13 protein-coding genes are annotated in these 16,312 nt (G+C 70.3%); 4 read left to right on the top strand and 9 right to left on the bottom strand.

Annotated elements, in window-relative coordinates:
* Nucleotides 1-210: 210 nt before the first annotated feature.
* Nucleotides 211-1,230: a ParA family protein gene (locus SS2_RS01800; RefSeq protein ID WP_083941531.1), complete on the top strand. Its 1,020-nt coding sequence runs from the start codon at nucleotides 211-213 to the stop codon at nucleotides 1,228-1,230.
* 110 nt (nucleotides 1,231-1,340) lie between these two features.
* The gene (locus SS2_RS01795) at nucleotides 1,341-2,705 is read left to right on the top strand and encodes a ParB/RepB/Spo0J family partition protein (RefSeq protein ID WP_066460674.1); all 1,365 of its coding nucleotides are present in this window, start codon (nucleotides 1,341-1,343) and stop codon (nucleotides 2,703-2,705) included.
* Between the two features lie 180 nt (nucleotides 2,706-2,885).
* Here SS2_RS01795 and SS2_RS01790 read toward each other — a convergent pair whose 3' ends face one another.
* The 8 genes from SS2_RS01790 to SS2_RS01755 all read right to left on the bottom strand — a co-directional run bounded on the left by SS2_RS01790 (nucleotide 2,886) and on the right by SS2_RS01755 (nucleotide 13,222).
* Nucleotides 2,886-3,830 carry a D-alanine--D-alanine ligase family protein gene (locus SS2_RS01790; protein ID WP_066460673.1) on the bottom strand — a complete coding sequence of 315 codons (945 nt, stop codon included), beginning with the start codon at nucleotides 3,828-3,830 and terminating at the stop codon, nucleotides 2,886-2,888.
* On the bottom strand, nucleotides 3,827-5,137 hold the full coding sequence (locus SS2_RS01785; protein WP_066460672.1) for an aminotransferase-like domain-containing protein: 1,311 nt from the start codon (nucleotides 5,135-5,137) through the stop codon (nucleotides 3,827-3,829). Before SS2_RS01785 ends, SS2_RS01790 begins: the two co-directional genes overlap by 4 nt.
* 48 nt (nucleotides 5,138-5,185) lie before the next feature.
* On the bottom strand, nucleotides 5,186-5,539 hold the full coding sequence (gene trxA / locus SS2_RS01780) for a thioredoxin (RefSeq protein WP_066460671.1): 354 nt from the start codon (nucleotides 5,537-5,539) through the stop codon (nucleotides 5,186-5,188).
* The gene (gene trxB, locus SS2_RS01775; RefSeq protein ID WP_066460670.1) at nucleotides 5,536-6,537 is read right to left on the bottom strand and encodes a thioredoxin-disulfide reductase; all 1,002 of its coding nucleotides are present in this window, start codon (nucleotides 6,535-6,537) and stop codon (nucleotides 5,536-5,538) included. Before trxB ends, trxA begins: the two co-directional genes overlap by 4 nt.
* Nucleotides 6,538-6,658: 121 nt before the next feature.
* Nucleotides 6,659-8,569, bottom strand: coding sequence for a protein kinase family protein (locus SS2_RS17285; protein ID WP_066460669.1), 1,911 nt, complete (start codon nucleotides 8,567-8,569; stop codon nucleotides 6,659-6,661).
* Nucleotides 8,570-8,716: 147 nt separating this feature from the next.
* The gene (gene murJ / locus SS2_RS01765) at nucleotides 8,717-10,411 is read right to left on the bottom strand and encodes a murein biosynthesis integral membrane protein MurJ (protein WP_066460800.1); all 1,695 of its coding nucleotides are present in this window, start codon (nucleotides 10,409-10,411) and stop codon (nucleotides 8,717-8,719) included.
* Nucleotides 10,389-12,617: a DUF6049 family protein gene (locus tag SS2_RS01760; protein WP_169796243.1), complete on the bottom strand. Its 2,229-nt coding sequence runs from the start codon at nucleotides 12,615-12,617 to the stop codon at nucleotides 10,389-10,391. Before SS2_RS01760 ends, murJ begins: the two co-directional genes overlap by 23 nt.
* Nucleotides 12,614-13,222, bottom strand: coding sequence for an NUDIX hydrolase (locus SS2_RS01755; protein WP_083941568.1), 609 nt, complete (start codon nucleotides 13,220-13,222; stop codon nucleotides 12,614-12,616). The genes SS2_RS01760 and SS2_RS01755 overlap by 4 nt, the downstream gene beginning before the upstream one ends.
* Nucleotides 13,223-13,326: 104 nt before the next feature.
* Here SS2_RS01755 and SS2_RS01750 point away from each other — a divergent pair, with 104 nt between their 5' ends.
* Nucleotides 13,327-14,787, top strand: coding sequence for a CCA tRNA nucleotidyltransferase (locus SS2_RS01750; RefSeq protein ID WP_066460798.1), 1,461 nt, complete (start codon nucleotides 13,327-13,329; stop codon nucleotides 14,785-14,787).
* Between the two features lie 87 nt (nucleotides 14,788-14,874).
* Here SS2_RS01750 and SS2_RS01745 read toward each other — a convergent pair whose 3' ends face one another.
* Nucleotides 14,875-15,633: an SDR family NAD(P)-dependent oxidoreductase gene (locus SS2_RS01745; protein WP_245643279.1), complete on the bottom strand. Its 759-nt coding sequence runs from the start codon at nucleotides 15,631-15,633 to the stop codon at nucleotides 14,875-14,877.
* 175 nt (nucleotides 15,634-15,808) lie between these two features.
* Between SS2_RS01745 and SS2_RS01740 the strand changes: the two genes are divergently transcribed.
* Nucleotides 15,809-16,312, top strand: a complete 504-nt coding sequence (locus SS2_RS01740) for a MarR family winged helix-turn-helix transcriptional regulator (protein WP_066460666.1) — start codon at nucleotides 15,809-15,811, stop codon at nucleotides 16,310-16,312.

The raw sequence follows: 16,312 nt of genomic DNA, 5'->3' as shown, positions 1-16,312 counted from the left end.
GATGTCCGGGGCAGCGAACCGTGGCTTGTGCCACCGAGCTCTGTGCGTGTTTCACGTGAATCGGGACTTCCTCATCCCCAGGTGCGATTCGCGGGCGGAGAGAGGGCTGCGACGCAGTAATGTTCATGGTGGCATGCGTGCCCTCGGCCCAGGTGGCGGTGGGACCGGCCCATCCGATCCTGAGAGAGAGTGGAGGACGATCGCGTGTCCATGACACCCGACACACACCCTCGGACTCCTGCTGCTGCGCCGCTCGGCGCTCCGGCAGGTGCAGCAGTTGATTCACGTGAAACATCGACGAGGGACCACCACGTGCGAGACATCCTTGACAGCCTCCCCGATGAGGACGACTCGACGCCGCTCGCTGCGCAGCTCGTGCTGGACACGCGGCGACGGGTCTCCCTGGACGGCCAGCAGTTCCGCAAGCCAGCGAAGACCCGGATCATTACCGTCGCCAACCAGAAGGGCGGCGTAGGCAAGACCACCACGACCGTCAACCTGGCAGCGGCGCTCGCACAGGCTGGCCTCAACGTGCTGGTCATCGACAACGATCCGCAGGGGAACGCCTCGACCGCCTTGGGGATCGACCACCGGTCCGGTGTCCCGTCGGTCTACGAGGTGCTGGTCGAGGGCATGCCCTTGGCAGACACGATCCAGCGGTGCCCGGAGTTCCCGAACCTCCTGTGCGTGCCGGCGACGATCGACCTCTCCGGCGCCGAGATCGAGCTCGTCTCCTTGGTTTCACGTGAAACGCGACTGCGCCGCGCCTTGGATGTCTACCTCGACGACCGTACGAGCCAGGGTTTGCCGCAGATCGACTACGTGCTGGTCGACTGCCCCCCGAGCCTGGGCCTGCTCACCCTCAACGCCTTCGTCACCGGGCGGGAGGTGCTCATCCCTATCCAGTGCGAGTACTACGCACTGGAAGGCCTGAGCCAGCTGCTCAAGACCATCCAGCTCATCCAGGCACACCTCAACCCGGACCTGCATGTCTCGACCATCCTGCTGACGATGTACGACGCACGGACCAACCTGGCCCAGCAGGTCGCCTCGGAGGTACGAGAGCACTTCGGCAAAGAGACGCTCAAGACGTCGGTGCCGCGCTCCGTGCGCGTCTCCGAGGCGCCGAGCCATGGGCAGACCGTGATCTCCTATGAGCCGAACTCGACTGGTGCTCTCGCCTACCGCGAGGCAGCGAGAGAGATTACCGAACGCGCCGCCGCGCTTTAGCTTCACGACGTGGCCGTCGGTGCCACAATGACTGTGCTGTGACAGGGTTGATCTGGATGTCAGGTCACCACCGAACCTAGTCGCGATGATAGGTACCGAGAGGACAAGCTGTGACCGAAAAGCGCCGTGGGCTCGGCAGGGGACTAGGAGCACTCATTCCGACATCCCCTGAAGGGGGACGTCCGGTCGACGTGTTCTTCCCTGACCGCACAGCGACATCCGTCGTGAGCGGCGCCGCCATCCAGGAATCGGCCCGGCGGCCACGTCCGGCCACGGGCGGCCCGGCGGACCCCGAGACGGACGGCGCAGGAGACGCAGCAGCCAGCACCGCTGACGACTCGGCGACGGACAGCACCGCAAGCGGCGCGACGAAGGGCCGGGCGACAGAGCGCGGCGCGGAGCGCGATGCGGTGACAGCGCGGAGTGCGCCCGCCAGCCTCGGGGGAGCGATTGCCGGGCTCGACGGACCCGCGAGTGTCTCAGCCCCCGCCACAGCGGCACGGGTGAAGTCCGAGTCGAAGTCGGGCAGCACGCGGACCAGCATTCCCTCGCTCACTCAGCGTGAGCGCGGGACCATCCGGATCGACTCTGTTTCACGTGAAACCTACCTCGCGGCGACCGGAGCGGAACCAGCCTCCGACCTGGTCCCGGTGCCCGGTGCCACCTTCGCCGAGCTCCCCGTGGAGAGCATCCACCCGAACGCTCGTCAGCCGCGGACCGTCTTCGACGAGAACGACCTCGCTGAGCTCGTCGGGTCCATCACGGAGATCGGCGTGCTTCAGCCGATCGTCGTGCGCCCGTCCCGGGACACTGAGGGCTACGAGCTCATCATGGGGGAGCGGCGCTGGCGCGCGACCCAGCAGGCCGGCCTGTCCACCATCCCCGCGATCATCCGGGAGACCGAGGACGGGGACCTCCTGCGAGACGCCCTGCTCGAGAACCTCCACCGGTCTGCGCTCAACCCCCTCGAGGAGGCTGCCGCATACCGCCAGCTCCTCGACGACTTCGGCTGCACCCATGAAGAGCTCGCCACGCGGATCTCTCGATCGCGTCCGCAGATCTCCAACACGCTGCGTCTGCTCAAGCTGCCTCCGCTCGTCCAGCGCCGCGTCGCCGCAGGCGTCATCTCCGCCGGGCACGCGCGTGCCCTGCTCGGCCTGGCCGACGGGAGCGAGATCGAGCGACTGGCTCAGCGGATCGTCTCAGAAGGGCTCTCCGTCCGGGCGACCGAGGAAATAGTCGCGCTCGGGGGACTGGACGAGGAGAAGAAGGCCGCTCCGCGCCCCCGGGCCGGTGCTCGGATCCAGGCGATCGAGGAGCTGGCCACGCGCCTCTCTGACCGCTTCGAGACCCGCGTCAAGGTCGACCTCGGCAAGACCAAGGGCAAGGTGACCGTCGAGTTCGCCTCTGTGGAGGACCTCAACAGGATCCTCAACGTCATGGCACCGGAAGAACCGGGTCTGTTCAAGAAGTAGCCGAGCGCAGCAGACCAGGCTGCAGGCGATCAACGAGAGAAGGGCACCCGCTACGGCGCGGGTGCCCTTTCTCTCGTCTCCGGTGGCCTCTCGGCCAACCCTGGCAGGCCCTACCGGGCCTCAGCAGGCCTGGTCAGCGTCGCCTGACCACCCCGGACCGACCACCCCGGACCGCCGCCCTCAGTGGGTGTCGGCGGTCTCCACGATGGAGCGGTAGAGCTCGGGGAGCGTGTGGCCACCGGCGAGGGCGGCCTGGGGGAAGAGCGACGTCTCGGTCATGCCCGGGGCGACGTTCACCTCGAGGAACTGGATCGTGCCGTCTGCCTCGAGGATGAGGTCCGTCCGGGAGATGTGTCGCAGTCCCAGCGCCTTGTGCGCGTCGATGGCGGTCTGGGCCACGGCCGCTGCCTGCTCGTCGCTCAGGCGCGCGGGGGCGAAGTACTCCGTGCGCCCGGGGTTGTAGCGTGCGTCGTAGTCGTAGGGTCCCTCGGTGACGATCTCCACCGAGGGCAGCGCCTGGCAGCCGTCCGCTGTCTCGATGACCGACGTCGCCAGCTCGATCCCGGTCACCGCGCGCTCGAGCAGCGCGACCTCGCCGTAGGCGAAGCAGGTGACCATGGCGTGCGGAAGCTCGGCGGGGGTCTGGACGAGGGTGACTCCCAGCGCTGACCCGCCGCGGGAGGGCTTGACCACCAGCGGCAGCCCGAGCTTGGACACGACGGCGTTCATCACCGCCTGAGCTCCGAGCTCACGGAACAGGCTCTGCGGCAGCGTCACGTAGTCCGGGGTGGAGATCCCCGACCGCGCGACGACGGACTTGGCCACCGGCTTGCTCCAGGCGACGCGGGAGGCGCGGGGCCCGGTGCCCACGTAGTTGATACCGAGCAGGCCCAGGACGTCGCGGATCGAGCCGTCCTCCCCGCTGGCACCGTGCAGGATGGGCCAGACGACGTCGGGCTGGACCTCGGCGAGCATGGGCATGAGGTCGGCGTCGACGTCGTGCACGGTCACCTCGACCTGAGCCAGCCGCAGGGCCTCGGCGACGCGGCGTCCAGAGCGCAGCGAGACGTCACGCTCGTGGGAGAGGCCACCGGCCAGGACCACGACGCGAGGGCTGTATGTCATAGGAGATCAGGTCCAGGGGTCTCGATGTCGGTCATGGCGTCAGGGGCAGGGGAGGTGCCGAAGATCTCGACGAGCTCGCGCTCGGCGTTGACGACGGCCGCAAGGCGCCGCACACCCTCGCGGATGCGGTCCGGGGTGGGGAAGCAGTACGACAGGCGCATGTGGTCGGCTCCGGAGCCGTCGGCGAAGAACGCCGTCCCGGGCACGTAGGCGACCCGTCCGGTGACTGCGCGCGGCAGCATGGACTTCGAGTCCAGCCCGGCGGGGAGCTTGACCCAGGTGTAGAACCCGCCGTCGGGAACGGTCCACGAGGCGTCGGGGAGGTGCTCGGCGAGAGCGCCGACCATCGCGTCACGCCGCTCGCGGTACAGCTCGCGGAAGGACTTGATCTGCCCCTTCCAGTCGCTCGTGGACAGGTAGGCGGAGATGGCCAGCTGCGAGGCGTTGGAGGGGCACAGGATGGCCGACTCCGAGGCGAGGACCAGCTTCTCGCGCACCGCGTGGGGCGCCACCACCCAGCCCACCCGGAAGCCGGGGGCGAAGGTCTTGGAGAAGGAACCGAGGTACAGCACGCCCTCGTCGTCGGTGCTGCGCATGGCCGGCAGCGGGTCGGAGCTGAAGCCGAGGAGCCCGTAGGGGTTGTCCTCGACCACGAGGACGCCGTGCCGGCGGGCGATCTCCAGCACCCGGGGACGCCGCTCGAGGCTGAGCGTGACGCCGGCCGGGTTGTGGAAGTTGGGGATGGTGTAGAGGAACTTCACGCGCCGGCCCTGGGCGGCCAACGACGTGAGCGTCTCGTCCAGAGCCTCAGGGATGAGGCCGTCCTCGTCGATCGGGACGTGGACGATGTCCGCCTGGTAGGAGCGGAAGACACCCAGCGCACCGACGTAGCTCGGGGCCTCGGCGACGATCACGTCACCGGGATCGATGAAGATCCGGGTGACGAGATCGAGCGCCTGCTGCGAGCCGGTCGTCACCACGACGTCGTCGGGGTGGGCGTCGATCCCCTCGAGCCGCATGACGTCCAGGATCTGCTCGCGCAGGTCCTGGTGCCCCTGGCCGGAGCCGTACTGCAGAGCTGTGGTGCCCTGGGTCGCGATGACCCGCTGCATGGTGTCCGCGATGGTGTCCAGCGGCAGGCCCTCGAGGTAGGGCATACCACCGGCCAGGGAGACGACCTCGGGCCGGTTCACCACCGCGAACAGCGCGCGGACCTCGGAGGCCCGCATGTTGTGCGCTCGCTGCGCGTACGCACCGAACCAAGGGTCGAGCCGAGTTCCGGGCGTGGGTGGTGTCGGTGAAGTCACAGCACTCAGTCTCCCACGACGTGTCGGGGGAAAGTGTGAAGGCCGTCCCTACGCGTCGAGACCAGCGAGGATCGAGTCGATCTCCTCCACGAGCGCCCGCTTGGGACGGGCGCCGAGGATGGACCGCACGAGCTCACCGCGGTGGTAGACGTTGAGCAGCGGGATCGAGACGACGCCGTAGGCCGCGGTGGTCTGCGGGTTCTCCTCGGTGTCGAGCTTGGCGATCTTCAGCCGGCCGGCGTAGTCACCGGCGATCTCGTCGAGGATCGGGGCGATCTGGCGGCACGGTCCGCACCACTCGGCCCAGAAGTCGACGAGGACGGGGACGTCGGACTCGAGGACCTCGGCGGCGAAGGTCGCGTCGGTGACGTGGACCGGGGCGGTCGCGGCGGTGGTGCTCACAGTGCCTCCAGGGATTCGATGGCCTCGACGAGCTCGGACGGGGAGTCCTGCGCGCCGACGAGGTCGGCCAGGTAGTGCTGAGCGTCCAGGGCGGCCGCGCAGCCGGAGCCGGCAGCGGTGATCGCCTGCCGGTAGGTGTGGTCGACGGCGTCGCCGCAGGCGAAGACGCCGGGAAGGTTGGTGCGGGTGGAGCGTCCCTCGACGGCGATGTAGCCCTCGTCGTCCAGCTCGACCTGGCCCTTGACGAGCTCGGTGCGCGGGTCGTGACCGATCGCCACGAACAGGCCGGTCGCGTCGATCTCGCGCTCCTCGCCGGTGATCGTGTCGCGCAGGCGCAGGCTCTCGACCTTGTTCTCTCCGTTGATGCCCACGACCTCGCTGTTCCAGGCGAACTCGATCTTGGGGTCGTTGGCGGCGCGCTCAGCCATGATCTTCGAGGCGCGCAGGGAGTCGCGACGGTGCACCAGGGTCACCTTGGAGGCGAAGCGCGTCAGGAAGGTCGCCTCCTCGACGGCGGAGTCGCCGCCGCCGACGACGACGATGTGCTGGTCGCGGAAGAAGAACCCGTCGCAGGTGGCGCACCAGGAGACGCCACGGCCGGACAGCCGCTTCTCGTCCTCCAGGCCCAGCTCACGGTAGGCAGACCCGGTGGCGAGGATGACCGCGCGGGCGGTGAACGTCTCGCCGTTGCCGGTGCGGATCGTCTTGATCGGGCTGTCCAGCTGGACCTCGGTCGCGTCGTCCCACTCGATGACCGCGCCGAACCGCTCGGCCTGCTTCTGCATGTTCTCCATGAGCTCTGGGCCCAGGATGCCGTCGGTGAACCCCGGGAAGTTCTCCACCTCGGTCGTGTTCATCAGGGCGCCACCGGCGGTGATGGAGCCAGCCAGGACCAGCGGGGCGAGGCCAGCACGCGCCGCGTAGACGGCAGCGGTGTACCCGGCCGGGCCGGAGCCGATGATGATGACGTCGTGCGTGGGGGCGGTCAGTTCGCTCACGGGGTGGTCAGTCCTTCTGTCGGAGGGGAGAGTGCGGGGACGGCTCGCGCTGTCACTAGAACGCTGCGGTGGGGTGCCTTGTTCCCATCCGCTGCCGTGCCGGGGTGCGGCGTGGAGGCCGTCAGGAGACGGCGATCTCGTAGATGTTGGCCCGGAACTCCCCGGGGGAGACCTGAGGCAGCTCGGTCAGCCAGACGACGATGGTCGAGGTCTCCACGGCCGGGTCGATGCTGAAGGACGTCTCCGGCTGCAGCGGGCCGGAGGCCAGCAGCGTCCCGCCCGCCGGGTCGCTCGCGCCGGCGGCGCGGATCTCCACGGCACCGCCGGTGTTGTTCGTCGAGAGGAAGACCGAGGAGATGGGGGCGGGCTTCTCGAGGGTCACCAGCAGCCCGACGCCGCGGTCGAACCCGCCGAAGTTGGCGGTCTTGTACGTCAGGGAGTACCAGGCGGTCTGGGCGTCGCTGTCGATCGCCCGGTCAGCGAGCTCGGGGTGGTCGTCCGCGACGCTGCCAGGCAGGGCCACCTCTTCGACGCTGAGCACGACGGGGGAGACCTGGGCCGGGGGCGCCACAGTCGGCGCGGGGTCGTCGGGGTTCTCGGGCGCGGGGGTCTCGTCCGCGGGTGGCGTCGCTCCGGGGCGTCCCTCCGGCTGGACGATGACGGGGGCGTAGTCGGTGAAGAGAGTGTTCTTGGCGAGCACCCCGCCCACCACGAGGAGGATCACCATGAGCGCCAGGATCACCGGCGTCGGGTTGAAGTGGAAACGCTTGGCGCGCTCCTTGGTCGACATGGGCGCGCCAGGCTCGGCCACAGGGCGCTGGGCCGTGGTCGCCGAGGACGTGTCACCGGAGAACATGCCGAACTGCGGCTGCGCGGCGGGTGCGGCAGACGTGGACGAGGCCGCGGACGACCCTGCGGGCAGCACGGTCGTGGCCGCAGCGCCCGTGGAGCCTGCGCCCGTGGAGCCGCCAGCAGCCTCGGACGCGCTCGCGGCGCCAGCACCGGCACCAGCAGCGCCCGCTGCGACCGCACCCAGGCCCACACCTGCGGCCTGACCAGCGGCGGTGACCCGAGGGATCCGGCCCGTGGACTGGCGCCGCACCGGGCCGGCCGGTGGCGGAGTGCCCGGCATCGTGGACCCTGCGGAGGGAGCCGCCGCCGACCCGAAGGCCCGCACAGACTGGCGGGTCACGCCGGTGGCCGGAGGGATGGCCGGGGGCGCCTGCACCACCGGCTCGGACGCGGAGACAGGGATGTCCTCCTCGTCCCAGGGAGCGAGCTCGTGGACGAGCTCACCGGGCGTGTGGGGTCCGTCGTCGTGCGGGCCGAGAGTGACCACGCACAGGGTGTCCAGGTCGTTGGGCACCCCCGGGACCAGGTCTCGCGGGGGCACGACCGGGTCGCCGGGCGCGAGGTGCGCGAGGGCGGGAGCCTCGGGATCGAGGGCGGCGGTGGGGTAGGCGGCTGCCGGGAGGACCCCGGTCAGGGCGTAGTACAGGAGCGCGACGAGGGCGAGGGAGTCTTCCCGGGACGCCTCGTCACCCGTCGAGGGTGTGCGCGTCTGGGGCACGGTGCCGTCGATGCCCAGGCCCGTCACTCGCACGACGCCGTCGCGGACCCGGATCGAGGAGGGGCGCAGGGCGCCGTGGTGCACACCTCGGCGGCGCGCGGCCTCCAGGGCCTTGGCGGCGCTGCCGATGATGGCGCGGGCAGCGCCCGCGCTGAGCGGGCCCGCCTCGACGAGGTCGGCCAAGGTGGTGCCGGTGTAGGGCTCGGTGACGATGACGTCCCGCCCACCGTCGTGGAGGACGTCCAGGACGCGGGTCAGGTGCGGGTCAGAGATGAGGGCGGCGCGCCGGGCGGCGTCGAGGGTCAGCGCGGTGTCTGAGCCCTCGATCACGCTCACCCGGACCGGCCGGTCGAGGATCTGGTCGGTGGCCGCCCATGACTGGACCCCGAGCAGGTCGGCTGCCAGCGGCTCCTCGAGCCGGTAGCGAGCGACGACGAGCAGGCCAGGTGTCAGGCTGTCCACGAACTGTCCCCCTTACAGGTTTGCCATGGTCTGACGACGTCAGATGGCATCGGGTAACATCGTACGCGGCTCGCCTCGGGGCTCACCGTGAGACCCACCGTGGGAGCCGCGCGGACCTGGGCGGACCTGACCAGAAGCCTGCGCGGATCAGTGCGCCCGACGACGACGGCGAACCTTCTTCAGCAGCGGCTTCACCAGGCCCTGGAGCTCGGAGACGTGCATGAGGCGCAGGGCGAGCACGTAGATCGCGGCCATGGTCACACCCACCAGGGCGGTGACGCCGAACGCGGCCCACCACGTGTCCTCGGGGTCGTATCCCCACACCGTGAGGATGCCCCACCCGACGAGCCCGGCGACCACGGCAGCAGCGACGAGCTGGACGTGCAGCCGCACGATCCGGGCCAGGTCCAGCCCGTCCAGGCGGCGGATCATCCCGCCCATCCGCAGCGCCAGCCCGACGAAGTTGGACAGGGACATGGCCGCCGCCACGCCCACCACCCACCAGCGACCGGGCAGCAGCAGCATGCCCGTCACGGCGCCGCCGACGAGCACGATGGTCATGGGGATCTGGATGAGGAAGACCGTCCGGCCGTCCTCGAAGGCGAAGTACACCCACTTCATGAGCACCATGGCCCCGAGGGGCACGAGCCCCAGGGCGAGCGCCGCGAGCACCTGTCCGACGACGACGACGTCGGCCGGGCGCAGCGTCGGGACCAGCACCTTCATCACGGGCTGGGCGACGACGAGGAAGAAGGCCGTGGCGAAGACGGTGAAGACGGCGATGACGCGCAGCCCGCGTGAGACGAGAGAGCGCACGGTGGCGAGGTCGCCCGCGGCGGCCGCCGCGCTCATCCCGGTGAACAGGGCGGTCGCGATGGACACCGTCACCAGGGAGTGGGGGAGCAGGTAGACCATGAGGGCCTGGGTGTAGGCACCGTTACCGGCGACGACGAGGGGATCAGCCCCGGAGTCGCACACCGCCTGGGTGTAGGCCTCCAGGCACGCGGCCATCGGGGCGGAGGTGGCGATCCGTGAGCTGACCAGGACTGCCGCCTGGTCCAGCAGCACTGCGGCGAAGGTCCACAGGCCCACCCGGCCGACCGACCGCAGGCCGACGCCGCGGAAGCCGAAGCGCAGGTGCCAGCGGAAGCCGGACCGGTACAGCGGGACGATGAGGATGAGCGCCTGGCAGATCACCCCGAAGGTGGTCACCCCACCGAGCATCGCGACCTCGGCGGTCGTCCACGACTCCACGACCGCCCCGCCCTTCGGCGCGCCGCCGAAGATGATGAGGAAGGCGCCCAGCCCGATGATCGAGATGACGTTGTTCAGGGCGGGCGCCCACATGAACGGCCCGAACTGGCCCCGGGCGTTGAGCACCTGGCCGAGCAGGGTGTACACCCCGTAGAAGAACAGCTGGGGGATGCACCAGAAGGCGAAGGAGACGGCCAGGGCCAGCTGGGCGGTGGTCCACTGGCTGCTGGAGTAGAAACCGACGAGGACGCTCGCTCCGAGGGTGCAGATGGTCGTCAGGACGAGCAGCAGGGTCCCTGTCAGGGTGAGGAGCTTGTCCAGGTACTCCTGGGCGTTGGGTGAGCGGTAGGCCCGGACCACCTGGGGCACGATCACCGCGTTGAGCATCCCGCCCGCGATGATCGCGAAGAGGATGTTGGGCACCTTGTTGGCGATGTCGAAGGCGTCTGCGATCGGGCCTGTCGCCCCGACGACCGCCACCAGCAGGAAGTTGCGAACCAGCCCGAGCCCGCGTGAGACCGCGGTCCCGGAGGCCATGATCAGGGAGCTGCGGCCCACCGACGTGCTAGTGCTCGCGGTGCTGCTCACGTGGTGCTCCATCGTTCGTGGTCTCAGGGGTGTTCGGGGTGACGGTGTCGTCGGGCGCTGCGGTCGTGGTGAGGAGGTCAGCAGGGAGGACGTCTCCCTGCTCGAGGTGCTCCAGCTGCTCGAGCTGCTCGACGACGGCCGCCGAGGCCCGGCGGTCCGAGCGCCCACGGTGGATGGTGCGCCAGATCCCTCCACCGAGCAGCAGCACGAGCACCCCGGCGATCACCGCGGTCCCGAGGTTCTCCCAGTCTGCCCGAACTTTGACCCCGATCGAGGCGGGGCTGGCGATGACCGTGCCGTCCGGGCTGAGGATCTGCACCGTCACGGTGACGTTACCGCGGCCGACGGCGCGCACGGGCACCCTGGCGGTGGCATCAGACCCTGCCGGCACCACGACCGTGACGGGTTCCTCGGCGACCAGGCGCGGGTCGTCGGGGCTGAGTGCGACGGTGACGCTGGCTTCCTGGTCGAGGGCGTTGTGAACCTTGATGGGCAGGCTGGACCCGGCGCTGATGAGCGTGAAGTCGCTCTGGCTGACGATCGACAGGGCGCTGGTCGTGGCGTCGGCTGCGGCGGTCAGCCGGTCGATGGCCGCGTTGCGCCCGGCCGGGTCCGTGCGCCAGGCGACCGACGTGGCGGCCAGGGTGGCGGCGTCGACCGGTGCGGTCAGCACGGTGGGGTCGGGGACCACCTGGGCGAAGAGCTGCACGCCCGTGCGGGTCTCGGCCAGGGCGACCAGGTCGTCCTGGGTGAGCTCGCCAGCGCTGGCCGCCGTCGTCGCGGGGGAGGTGCGGGGCAGGTCGGGGACGGGGGTGTCGACCAGGGTGGAGACCGGCATGAGGCGGGCCCACGGGATGGAGTCGATCCCCTCGAGCTGGGCGCGGGCGACCTCGGGCGTCGGCGTCCACGAGCGCGGAGCGGTGAGCAGGATCGCGCGTTCCTCGGCCGGGCGCTCACGGGCGACGATCGCGAGCTCGGCGGCGACCCGCTGACGGGCAGCGGCGGGGGACGTCTGTGACGGGGCGCTCAGCTGGGAGCTGAGCTCGGCGTCGGGCAGGAGGGCGGTGACGGCGCCGGTCGAGGTGGCCACGGTGGTCAGGCCGGTGGGGGTGTAGCTGATCTCGGGGTCCGGGGCGAGGGACCCGGGTGCGGCGACCACGATCGGCGCGTCCTGGGCTGCGGCCTGGCGCAGCACCGACGTCGACGGCGCGGCCTGGGCCGGCCAGCTGAGGTCGGTGCGCCAGGTGCTCAGCCCGGCGGGAAGGGCAGCGCGCTCTGGCGGGGCGAGGCCCGCTGCGGCGTAGGCGCTCCAGTCCTGGTCGAAGGCGGGCAGGGCGAACACCTCGCGCCCGTTGGCGGTGGCGAGGGTGTGCCTGGCCCAGGCGGTGGCGGCCGGTGAGGTGGCCGGCTCGTCGACGCCGCCGGTGGTCGGTCCCACGAGGGCGGGGTCGATCGCCCAGGACACAGCCGGGAAGCCTTCGGTGGCCGAGACCACTGCGGACAACCGGCCGTTCTTGTCGGTGTCCTCCGCCAGCGATGCGGCGGACGTCTCGGGGTCGAGCGGGTCGAAGGCGGGACCGACGACCGGCACGAGCACGCTGACGTCGACCGGGGTGACCTCCTCGTCGGCGACCGGGAACCACACGAGGTAGGTGCGCAGCACGCCGAGCGCCGTGGTGGTGGGGTAGTCGGTGCCTTCGCCGGTCACCGACACGCTCATCCCGCGTGGGCCCCAGCCGACCTGACCGGTGAGCAGCCCGAGGGAGTCGGCCTCGATGGTGAAGGTCACGCTGGTGGTCGCGCCGGCCGCGAGGATGTCTGGCAGCGGGACGGACTGCACGGTCGTGCCGAGCGGTGCGCTGGTCGGCAGTGCCTCCCAGGAGGAGAAGGCAGCCCGCGTGGAGTAGCGGTACTTGGCGACGGCGAGCTTGGCGACCGGGGAGGTGATGTCCTGCGTCCCGGTGTTCTCCAGCTGGGCGACGACGGTGAGGGTGTCGCCGGGGCGGGTCACCTCGGGGCTGAGGCTGATCAGCCGGACGCTCACCGGGCTCGTCGTGGACGACGTGGTGGAGTCCGGCGTGGGAGTGGTGGCGGCCCAGCCAGGCGTCGCCGCCAGGCCGGTGAGCACCCACACGAGGGTCAGGATCGCGAGCACACCCGCGAGGCGGGCTGCTGTGGGGCGAATCGGTCGAGCGGGTGAGGTCATCGTGAGGAGTGCGGGTTCCGGTCGGTGCCGCGGGCTTCGTTGAGCAGCTCGAGGGCGGCGGCAGCGAGACGGCGTTCGTTGGGGTAGCTCAAGGTGGCTGAGAGGTCGCCGAAGGCCACCCAGGCGACGTCCTCGGCCTCGGAGTCAGGGTCGCCCTCGACGGTGAGGAAGCCGCCGACGGCTTCCAGCAGGAAGTGGTGCACCACCTTGTGGACGCGGCGGTCGTCCCCGGTGAACCAGTAGTCGATCACCCCGAGGCGGCGCTGGACGGACCCCGAGATGCCGGTCTCCTCGGCGATCTCGCGGACGGCCGCCTCCTCGGCGGTCTCCGCTCCTTCGAGGTGGCCCTTCGGCAGGCACCACTCCAGGCGCCCGGCGCGGTTGCGGCGGGCGATGACAGCGGCGTGGAAGACGCCGTCGAAGGTCTTGACCACCAGGCCGCCCGCAGACGTCTCTTCGACGATGGGCAGATCCGAGGATCCATGGTGTGTGGGCGCGGTCGACCCGACCGTCGGGTGAGCGGCCTGCGGATCGATCCGCAGCGGGTGCCCGCCCGGCGGCGCAGGGACCGGAGAGCGGCCCGGAGAGTGCGCTGCGCTGGACATGTCGGCCACTTTATCTTTATCTGGCAGGCTTTGATGTTGTGCCTACGTCGACGAGTGCTGTAAACCCTGAGAATCCGCGCCAGGGCCACGATCCTGACGCTGTGCTGTCCGCGCAAGTCGCGCTGCTGCGGCGTCGGGCGACGACCGTCCTGGCCCACATGCCACCGGAGGCCATCGAGCTCGGTGAGCTGTTTGCGGCAGCCGGCCACGAGCTGGCGCTCGTCGGCGGGCCGGTGCGTGACGCCTTCCTGGGCCGCTCCAGCGCGGACCTGGACTTCGCCACCTCGGCCAGCCCCGACCAGACCCAGGCGATCTTGGCCCGGTGGGGAGATGCGCACTGGGACATCGGCAAGGAGTTCGGCACCATCGGTGCGAAGCGGTTCACCAAGGGGGCCGTGCCTGAGATCGTGGTGGAAGTCACCACCTACCGCACGGACGAGTACGACCCGGCCTCCCGCAAGCCGGTCGTGGCCTTCGGTGACACCCTCGACGGTGACCTGTCCCGGCGGGACTTCACCGTCAACGCGATGGCCGTGCGCCTGCCGGACCTCACCTTCGTCGACCCGCACGACGGGCTCGTCGACCTGGCCTCCCAGGTGCTGCGCACCCCGATCGCCGCGGTGCGGTCCTTCGACGACGACCCGCTGCGGATGATGCGTGCGGCGCGGTTCGCGGCCCAGCTGGGCTTCACGGTGGAGGAGTCGGCCCGTCAGGCGATCATCGACATGGCCGAGCGCATCACCATCGTCTCGGCCGAGCGGGTCCGTGACGAGCTGAGCAAGCTGCTGCTCGCCCCGTCGCCGCGGCTCGGGCTGGGCGTGCTCGTGGACTCCGGCCTGGCTGACTACGTGCTGCCGGAGCTGCCGGGGATGAAGCTCGCCGTCGACGAGCACCACCGGCACAAGGACGTCTATGAGCACTCCTTGACCGTCCTGGACCAGGCCATCGACCTGGAGACCGGTCCTGACGGCCCGGTGCCCGGGCCAGACCTCGTCCTGCGGCTGGCGGCGCTGCTGCACGACGTGGGCAAGCCAGCCACGCGCAAGTTCGAGGTGGGCGGGACGGTGAGCTTCCACCACCACGAGATCGTGGGGGCGAAGCTCGCGAGCAAGCGGCTCAAGGCCCTGCGCTACGACAAGGAGACGGTGGCGGCCGTCACTCGCCTCGTGGAGCTGCACCTGCGCTTCCACGGCTACGGGGAGGGGGCGTGGACGGACTCGGCGGTGCGCCGCTACGTGACCGACGCCGGTCCGCTGCTCGAGCGCTTGCACCGGTTGACCCGAGCGGACTGCACCACGCGCAACAAGCGCAAGGCGCAGCGGTTGTCTGCGGCCTATGACGACCTCGAGGCGCGCATCGAGAAGCTGCGGGGGGAGGAGGAGCTGGCCTCCATCCGCCCTGACCTCGACGGGGCGCAGATCATGGAGATCCTGGGCATCGCGCCCGGGCCGGCCGTGGGGGAGGCCTACCGGTTCCTCATGGAGCTGCGTCTGGACCGGGGGCCGCTGCCCCCGGAGGTCGCGCGCGACGAGCTGCTCGCGTGGTGGGGCACGAGGCAGTCCTAGGGACCGCCCGCTAGGCGCGGGCGACGTTTCACGTGGAACAGACCCCGAGGCGCACGCCGTGCACCTCGGGGCGGCGGACCCCGCTCCTCAGAGCATCGCGGTGAGGACTCCACCGTCGGCACGCAGGGCTGCCCCGTTCGTCGCGGAGGAGAGTGGGCTGGCCAGGTAGGTCGCGAGGTGAGCGATCTCCGCCGGGTCGATGAATCGCTGGAGGAGCGAGGTCTGGTTCTCCGCGATGATCGCGTCCCGGAGGGCATCCACCGGGATTCCTTGAGCCTGGGCGATCTGGGCGACAGTCTGCGAGACGCCGTCGGAGTAGGTGGGTCCGCCGAGGATCGTGTTCACGGTGACCTCCGTGCCGCCCGTCAGCTTGGAGAGGCCGTTGCTCAGAGCGAGGGTCGCCGCCTTGGTCACGCCGTAGTGGACCATGTCGGCCGGGACGTTCACGCCGGACTCGCTGCCGATGAAGATGATCCGCCCCCATCCCGTGGCGATCATGCGGCTCAGGGCGTGCCGCGAGAGTCGCACGCTGCTCATGAGGTTGACCTGGACGTAGTGCTCCCACTCCTCGTCCGAGATCTCGGCGAAGGCCTTGATCTCGAAGAGGCCGACGTTGTTGACGAGGATGTCGACCTCGCTCAAGGACTCCACCAGCCGGGCTACCTGCTCGACGTCGCCGAAGTCCGCGGCGATGCCGGACACCACTGCGCCGGGAACTGCCGTCGCCAGGCTGCCCACCGCCTCCTCGACCCGGACGGCGTCGCGTCCGTTGATGGTGACCGAGACCCCTTCCGTGAGGAGCTCCTTGGCGATCGCGTAGCCGATCCCTTGCGTCGACCCGCTCACGAATGCCGTCTTTCCTGCGAGGTGCAGATCCATCGTCGTCGCCGTTCCCATCGGTCTGCGGCGCGTCGCCGGCGCCGGTTATCACTTGCTCAGTCAAGTGAAACCTACGCGTATTCACTTGACTGAGCAAGTGACTTCGGTGTCACGGCGGTCCCTGGGCACGTACTGTGGTGCTATGCCTGACAGCACCGTTCCTGAAGCCCTGACCGGCGACGACCTCGAGACCTGGGCCGCGCTGGCCACCGTGCTGGAGTGGCTGCCCGCAGCCCTGGACACCCAGCTGCAGCGCGACGCGGAGGTCACATACTTCGAGTACGGCGTCCTCTATGCGCTCGCCGAGGCTCCCGAGCACACCCTCCGCATGAGCGTCCTGGCGAGCTACGCCAACAGCTCGCTGTCCCGGCTGTCTCGAGCGGCGTCGCGGTTGGAGGCCAAGGGATGGCTGGAGCGCACCACCGACCCCACCGACGGGCGTTATACCCGGGCCACCCTCACCGAGGCGGGGCTGCGCAAGGTGGGGGAGGCCACTCCCGGGCACGTGGCCACGGTCCACCGGCTCGTCCTCGATCCCTTGACCAAGGCCCAGGCCCGGCAGCTGCGCGAGATCAGCCGACGGATCACCCGCTCGATCCGCGACGAGGACGGCTGGCACCCGGCCACCGTCCCACCCGCGGGGTGA

It is taken from the genome of Sanguibacter suarezii NBRC 16159, from assembly GCF_001552735.1.
Taxonomy (GTDB): Bacteria; Actinomycetota; Actinomycetes; order Actinomycetales; family Cellulomonadaceae; genus Sanguibacter; species Sanguibacter suarezii.
This window is presented reverse-complemented; position numbering and strand designations above follow the sequence as displayed.

Coding starts and splice junctions, on each gene's coding strand:
- SS2_RS01800 (WP_083941531.1), top strand. CDS start 211: ATGACACCCGACACACACCCTCGGACTCCTGCTGCTGCGCCGCTCGGC.
- SS2_RS01790 (WP_066460673.1), bottom strand. CDS start 3,830: ATGACATACAGCCCTCGCGTCGTGGTCCTGGCCGGTGGCCTCTCCCAC.
- SS2_RS01760 (WP_169796243.1), bottom strand. CDS start 12,617: ATGACCTCACCCGCTCGACCGATTCGCCCCACAGCAGCCCGCCTCGCG.
- SS2_RS01755 (WP_083941568.1), bottom strand. CDS start 13,222: ATGTCCAGCGCAGCGCACTCTCCGGGCCGCTCTCCGGTCCCTGCGCCG.
- SS2_RS01740 (WP_066460666.1), top strand. CDS start 15,809: ATGCCTGACAGCACCGTTCCTGAAGCCCTGACCGGCGACGACCTCGAG.